This window comes from Luteimonas sp. TWI596, assembly GCF_039674105.1.
In the GTDB taxonomy this organism is placed as follows: Bacteria; Pseudomonadota; Gammaproteobacteria; order Xanthomonadales; family Xanthomonadaceae; genus Luteimonas.
In genome coordinates this window covers 1-1074 of record NZ_JBDJMU010000048.1, presented here as the reverse complement: position 1 = coordinate 1074, position 1074 = coordinate 1, and the positions used below count along the sequence as shown (strand labels likewise).

Sequence of the window (1074 nt, the reverse complement as noted above, 5' to 3'; positions counted from 1 at the left end):
GGCAGACTCAACTTCCAAGTGCAACACCCGGCGGAGTGTAGGGTGTCGCGATGGGAAAACAGTACAGCCACCTGAGCGCGGAAGAGCGCGCAGTGCTTCAGGTCGAGCGCAACCGCGGGACGAGCCTTCAGGAGATCGGTCGTCGGTTGGGACGCAGCGCGTCAACGTTAAGTCGAGAGGTGCGGCGCCAGGGCGATGGCATCTACTCGGCTCATGGCGCGGCCGGGAGCTATCGCGCACGTCGTTCGCGTTGCGTGCGTCGTCGCAAGCTGGTCGAGGAAGGCGAGTTGTTCCAGTTCGTGCATGACCGTCTGGTGTTGGAGCGCTGGTCGCCGCAGCAGATCGCGGCCACACTGCGGGCCATGCATCCAGACGACGCCAGTCAGCGGGTCAGCCACGAGACGATCTATGCGGCGATCTATGCGTATCCGCGTGGTGGACTGAAGAAGGCGTTGGTGGAGGCGTTGCGCCAGGGCAAGCCGGCGCGCGGACGCAGGCGGACGACCGCCGCGGGACGTTCATGGGTGCCGGAGCAGTTGCGGATCGTGCATCGGCCCGAGGACGTCGAGCAGCGCCTGGTGGCCGGTCATTGGGAGGGCGACCTGATCAAGGGCGCCTTCAACCGCTCCTGCGTCGGTACGCTGGTCGAGCGCAAGACCCGTTTCGTCGTGCTGTGCCGGATGGACGGCTGCACCGCCGAAGCGGCGCTCGAGGGCTTCACCCGGCAGATGCGCATGTTGCCGGCATTCCTGCGCGAGAGCCTCACCTACGATCGCGGTTCGGAACTGACGTGCTACGAGGCGCTGATGCAGCGGCTCAACCTCCAGGTCTGGTTCGCCGATCCGCATGCGCCCTGGCAGCGGGGCAGCAACGAGAACACCAACGGCCTGCTTCGACAGTTCCTGCCCAAGGGCGTGGACCTCTCGCAGGCGAGCCAGGAATATCTCAATCACGTCGCCAAGCTGATGAACGGGCGACCGCGCAAGACGCTCGGCTGGGCAACACCAGCCCAGGTGATGGAGAGGGAAATCATCGACTTCAAATCACGTGTTGCACTTGATTCTTGAGACCGCC

Annotated in this window: 1 protein-coding gene; it reads left to right on the top strand. The window is 64.8% G+C overall.

Annotated elements, in window-relative coordinates; all coding sequences use genetic code 11:
• The first annotated feature begins 50 nt into the window (after positions 1-50).
• Complete coding sequence (locus tag ABE487_RS17180; RefSeq protein WP_346452835.1) at positions 51-1067, top strand: IS30 family transposase; 1017 nt, start codon at positions 51-53, stop codon at positions 1065-1067.
• The last annotated feature ends 7 nt before the right edge of the window (positions 1068-1074 follow it).